Annotated in this window: 5 protein-coding genes; all 5 read right to left on the bottom strand. The window is 66.6% G+C overall.

The window, feature by feature from the left end:
* Nucleotides 1–794 (bottom strand): permease (locus tag KBZ04_RS14140; protein ID WP_254992538.1); only part of this gene is annotated, 794 nt, incomplete at its 3' end.
* Nucleotides 791–994 carry a hypothetical protein gene (locus tag KBZ04_RS14135; protein WP_254992537.1) on the bottom strand — a complete coding sequence of 68 codons (204 nt, stop codon included), beginning with the start codon at nt 992–994 and terminating at the stop codon, nt 791–793. The genes KBZ04_RS14140 and KBZ04_RS14135, both read right to left, overlap by 4 nt.
* A gap of 394 nt (nt 995–1,388) precedes the next feature.
* Complete coding sequence (locus KBZ04_RS14130; RefSeq protein ID WP_254992536.1) at nt 1,389–2,138, bottom strand: hypothetical protein; 750 nt, start codon at nt 2,136–2,138, stop codon at nt 1,389–1,391.
* Between the two features lie 73 nt (nt 2,139–2,211).
* The gene (locus tag KBZ04_RS14125) at nt 2,212–3,057 is read right to left on the bottom strand and encodes a hypothetical protein (RefSeq protein ID WP_254992535.1); all 846 of its coding nucleotides are present in this window, start codon (nt 3,055–3,057) and stop codon (nt 2,212–2,214) included.
* Between the two features lie 60 nt (nt 3,058–3,117).
* Nucleotides 3,118–5,009: CHAT domain-containing tetratricopeptide repeat protein (locus tag KBZ04_RS14120; protein WP_254992534.1), on the bottom strand; the 1,892-nt coding region annotated here is incomplete at its 5' end.

The following is a 5,009-nucleotide window of genomic DNA, read 5'->3' as shown; positions in this document are numbered from 1 at the left end:
TTGCCGCGGCCGGCGTAGATGGCGAAGAAGTTGGTGGGCACCCAGCCGTGGATCAAGGCGCCCACGCCGATGCCGATCAGCAGATAGGGCCAGATCTGCTGCAGGATCGAAGCCACTTCCTCGGCGCCCAGCTGCAGCCTCTGCTCGAAGGAAAGGCCCTGCGAACCCTCCACGGCCTGCCCGTGCAGTTTGGTTTCGTAGACGAAGGATTCGACCCACCGCTCCAGCTGCAGGCGACCCAGCACCCATCCCGCCAGGATCGCGATCACCAGGCCGGAGCCGATGTAGATCAGCGTGATTTTCCAGCCGAACAAGCTGAACAGCAGGCCGATCGCCACCTCGTTCACCATCGGGCTGGCGATCAGGAAGCTCATCGTGACCCCAAGCGGGATGCCCGCGGCCAGAAAGCCGATGAAGGCCGGCACCGCACTGCAGGAGCAGAAGGGGGTGATCACCCCGAGCAGGCCGGCCAAGACGTTGCCAATCCCTTCGCGGCGTCCGGCCAGCAGGGCCCGGGTGCGCTCCACGCTCAGATAGGAGCGCAGCACGGTCACCAGGAAGATGATGCCGCTGAGCAGCAGGGCAATCTTGATCGAGTCGTAGAAAAAGAAGCGCAGGGTTTCGCTCAGCCGCCGCTCCGGATCCAGCCCCAGCCAGCCGAACAGCACCGCATCCCAGAGGGATTCGTTGATCCGGTAAATCAGCAGCCATCCAGCCACGAGGCCGCCGAGCAGGATCACATGGCCCGGCCGGCTGGTGCGCAACCACCGGATCGCCGGGGCAACGCTGCTCACGTGCAGGGGGCGGCGGATCTGCGGCAGTCGGCACTGAGGGCTGCGAGCCAACCACGGAGATCATCGAAGGTTTCGGGGCGCCCCTGGTGGCAGATCCAGCGGCTCTGCTGCTGATCGGCCAGCAGCCCGGCCTCCTTGAGCAGCGTGAGGGGAAAGGAGAGCTTTGGGTGGGCCAGGCCCGGATCGGGGGGGGAGATCACAGACGCAGGGGATCGGCGAGGCCCTTAAGGAGTTGGCCGGCCTGGTCGGATCGGATGGGCGGGCTGGCGAAGCGAGGCACGGACATCCAATCAACGCTCCTTGATGGATCAAGTATCTTTGTTTGAAGCTACTGCGCTCATCGTTCCCCGCGGATCCCCCGCTTGAATCCGATGCGTTTCAGCTTCAATGGCCATGGATGCGCTGGCCGTTTGACCTTGCAGCAGCTCCGAGGTCGCCCATCCGTTGGAGCTTGACGTCAGGGCGTGGCCGCCGGCCCAGGGGCCGTGGATGCGGACAGCTGCTTCAGCCATGGTGTGGGGCGGCGCGCTTCAGGGTTCAACGGGCCACCCTCGTCGGTGCGTTGGGGTGGGGCCTCGGGCCGGCTGCGGGAATTCAGCGTTTCTGGCTGATCGGAATCCCCACCTGTTCACTGGCGGAGAAGACGCGCATCAAGGGATCAAAGCTTCGCAATTCCCCATCCAGATCCAGTTCGGGAGCAGATTGGCAATCGATGTTGCGGCCATCGAGTTGTTTGCCAGCGGAATCCGAGCTCGGACAGAGCAACGCAGACACGTCATCCTCGCTCGTCAGCCCCCATACCAGGTGTCGGCCCTTGAAGAGCTTTTGATTGGGCTCTTTGGTGAGGGTAGGAACAACAACATTCACCTCCGCTACCCCGTAGCCGGCAGGTAAGCGCACGACGATCGTGCGATCGATCTTCTCCCCGGGATGGATGATGTCGTCGCCGAAGATCCGACCCACAGCCAGGGTTGGACTCGTTTCGTTGCGGATCAACCGCTCGGCCTGGAGCAAGGGCACATCCCGCAGAGTCCGATTCCCCAGGTGGATGAACTCCTTTTCAGTCACCGCTTTCCTGTGGATGCCGACGAGCTGCCAGACGTTGCTGAGCAGGTAGAGCTTGCGGCTGCTGGGGTTGGTGGCCGTGATGTTCAGTGCCATCTCCGAACCGTCTGCGGTGGTGGTGCGGCCCTCGATCGGGGTGAGGGAAAGATCGAGATTGATGGCCGCCGGAGCCCAGGACGGCACCAGGATGTCCTGCCAGACAAAGGTGTAGATCCCCCACACCGAGGCCACCAGGATGCCAGCTGATTGGATCCACAGGTGCAGGAGATCTGAACGCATCCATGGACGAACCCGGAAGCGTCCTGCCCTCATCCCAGCCCGGGGCATACCCTCCGACTCCTCTGGCATGGACCTAGCGCCCCCTTGGGGTTGGGGTCGGTGCGCCTGATAGGGCCCACTTCATTGGCCTGATTTGTCGGGGACAGGACCTCTGGGGCCGCGGCCGACAGCGGCTCGCGATCACGGCCATCAGGCTGCTGCTGGCGCGCTCATCCTTGACCTGCTCGAGCTGGTCCAGCAAGGCTGGATCCGGGACACGTCCGCTGGCGAGTGCCGCCATGTCGGCATCGGAGCAGGAGGACTCGGTCGCCCCGAAGCCCGTGAGCAGGGCATAGGCCCTCTGGGGGCGGGTGCCCATGCGCTCGGCCTGGGAGGAGTTGTAGGCAGCCATGGCGGGCCCCCATTCCAGCCGCGCCTGCGCTTCCACCGGCTTGCGGCCTGGGGCCGCGCCGATCAGCACCCCGGCCAGACAGTTGGCCTGCAGGTTGGCCGCGGCCGGCGGGAGGGAAGCGGTGCCGCGCTGCCCGCTGAGGAACCGTTCGGCGAGGGCTGTGCCGATCCAGTAGGCGATGGCCGAGTCGCCGTACTGCTCAACCCGCCGCTTCAGGAGCATGCGATCCAGCAGCACGCGAGCGCTGCCGGGGCAGTAGATCCCTGCGCTGCCCGGATCATCGGGGGGATCGGAACCACCACAGGCCTTGCGGACCCCCGTGCCGGCCGCCAGCAGATCGATGGCGGGGAAGGGGAGCGATGCTGTGGAGGGGTCGGCGCCCCAGCTCTGACGCAACTGCTGGCCGGTGCGCTTCACGGCAGCCTCGAGGTCATCGCCAGCGGCCTGGGCTCCAACAGCCAGCGGCTGGAGGCCACTGAACGAGGCCGTCAGTGCCATGGCGAGGGTCGCTCCAACGACAACAGGCATCGGCAGGGAAGCCAAGGCTGGGGGCATGCAGTGACCAAGAATCAGTATGACGGCAGGGAATCAGCGTGCTGACGCCGCTGAACCGGAGCTCAGTCGCTGAATCGGACGCCAATCCCCGGTGAGCTGAAACGCTCCCCACACGTACATGTCGCGGTAGAGGGGATCGGCATGGTGGCGAAAGGCTGCCTGGGTGGCGACCAGGGCTTCGGCCCGCCCTTCCCCCTGCCGCAACCGGCCGTAGTAGTGGGCCATGAAGGCGGCGGTGGCGGCATCCTTCACTTTCCAGAGGCTGAGCAGGGTGGCGCGGCTGCCGGCCACCGTGAACGCGCGCTGCAGGCCATAGACACCCTCACCGCTCTGCACATCGGCCAGGCCGGTTTCACAGGCGGAGAGCACCACCAGCTCGGTGCCCTCCAGATCCATGCCCGTGGCCTCGGACGCCGTGAGGTAGCCGTCGTCCGCGGGATTCAGCTCTGGTCGGTTGGCACCGGCCAGCACCAGGCCGCTGCGCAGCAGCGGATCCTCCTGGGCCGCCAGCGCCGGGAGCGCGGAGTCCCCGCGGGCCTGCGGCAGGGTGACGGGGAAAAAGAAGCCATGGGTGGCGATGTGGAACACCCGCGGCGCCCGCTGCTGCAGTGCCCGCGCGGCGGTGGCCTGGGGGCCCTCGATCGGTGCTCCGGCGCCCAGCAGTTTGGCCACCTGCAGGGCTTCGAACTCGGTGGCCGGCAGGGGATCCCAGCGCAAGCCCCCCCGCAGCTCAGCGGAGCGCTGCTGCCCCCCACGCTTTCCCCCTGACGTGGCCGTGCCCGCAGCGGTGCTCGACTTGGCAGCAGCGACAACGCCATAGGCGGGGTTGGCCATCACCACAGAAGCGCCTCCGGCCTTGGCCGGCTGCTGCAGCCGCACCAGATCACGGCCCGTGGTGAGGATCCGCAGCCGCACCACGTCACTGAGCAGGCGCTGCGGATCTGTTGATGTGGGCAGGGCGGCAAAGGGGACCCGGTGCAGCTCCCCATCGGGCGAGAGGAACAGCTCGCCGATGCCGCCCAGATGGGGCTGCAGCGGCTCCAGCACCAGGCGGCTCACCTGGCGCCAGAGGGGGCGGGGATCCTGGTTGTTCCTGGCGGTGGCCTCCAGGGCCTGGCCCACCGCCTTATCGATCGGGGCGGCTTCCCCCAGCGGCACCAGGGCGCTGCGGCCATCGGGATGCAGCAGCAGCGCCATATAGCGTGGGAGGCCCCACTGTGCTTTTCCCTTGTTGAAGCCCAGGAAGGGCCTGTATTGCTGGAATTCCACCAGCAGGCCATCACGGGGCAGGGCGGCCGCCACCTGGGCGCTGCTCACCGGTTCGATCCGCAGGCTTGGCAGGGTCCGGAAGAGCTCAGCTTCCAGCCGCTGCCGCTCCTGCCGCAGCGCCGGCCGCTGCTTAGCCGGCAGGCTCACCGAGGCCAGCTGGCGATCGAGACCCGCCACCCGCTCGGCTAGATCCTTCACCTGCGGCGAGCTGGCCGCCAGTTGCCGCTGCCGCTGTTCGATTGCTGCCAACAGACCCTGGCGGTTCAGCCGTGTTTGGAGCGCCAACTCCAAGGCCCCGTGATCTACGTCCAGCAGGGCAAAGGTGGTGGCAACGGCATCCGGTAAAGCTGCCAGCTGTGTGGCGCGCAGTTCCCGCGGTTGCAGCGGCAACTCCCGCAGCAGCCAGGTCAACTGAGCGCTCGTCAGCCGCTCGAGAAGCTCTCGCGCTGGCGGAAACATCCGCTGCTGCAGTTGCATACGCGCCAGGTTGTAATGGCTGGGGGCTGTGTTGGGGTGCTCTGGGCCTAGCGCCTTCTCAAAGATCGCCAGGGCCCGCTTGTAGAGCGGCTCTGCCTCCCCGTAACGGCCCTGGTTTACATAGAGAAATGCCAGGTTGTTGAGGGCTTGGGCGGTGTTGGGGTGCTCTGGGCCTAGTA

Source organism: Cyanobium sp. N5-Cardenillas, assembly GCF_024345515.1.
Lineage (GTDB): Bacteria > Cyanobacteriota > Cyanobacteriia > PCC-6307 > Cyanobiaceae > Cyanobium.
The sequence above is the reverse complement of the archived record's forward strand: the minus strand, read 5'-3'. Positions and strand labels throughout refer to the sequence as shown.